1 protein-coding gene is annotated in these 464 nt (G+C 48.9%); it reads left to right on the top strand.

The genetic code is table 11. From position 1 onward, the window contains the following. A partial coding sequence (locus OI18_RS23465; protein WP_039144819.1) for a SprB repeat-containing protein occupies nucleotides 1-464 on the top strand: 464 nt, incomplete at both ends.

The following is a 464-nucleotide window of genomic DNA, read 5'->3' as shown; positions in this document are numbered from 1 at the left end:
AATACCCTGCCGGTACAAACTGGTTCTACTGCAACAGGCCTTACTGCCGGAACCTATACGGTAACTGTGACTGATGCTGCCGGTTGTATTACTACCACTACGGTAACGATCACCGAACCGCCTGTACTGGCTGCAACAACAGTTGGTAATAATGTTGACTGTTTTGGAACGGCAACAGGATCTGCTACCGTAAATGTAACAGGAGGGACCGCACCGTTTACCTATAGCTGGAACACTTCACCGGTACAGACAACCGCTACTGCATCTAATCTTACTGCCGGAACCTATACGGTTACGGTAACTGATGCTGCCGGTTGTATTACAACTACTACGGTTACCATAACTGAACCGCCATTGCTTGCCGCAAGCACTACCGCAAACAACGCTGACTGTTTTGGTACAGCAACAGGATCAGCAACTGTGAACGTAACAGGAGGCACCGCACCGTTTACTTACAACTGGAA

Origin of the sequence: Flavihumibacter solisilvae (genome assembly GCF_000814475.1) — a bacterium.
Taxonomy (GTDB): Bacteria; Bacteroidota; Bacteroidia; order Chitinophagales; family Chitinophagaceae; genus Flavihumibacter; species Flavihumibacter solisilvae.
The sequence above is the reverse complement of the archived record's forward strand: the minus strand, read 5'-3'. Positions and strand labels throughout refer to the sequence as shown.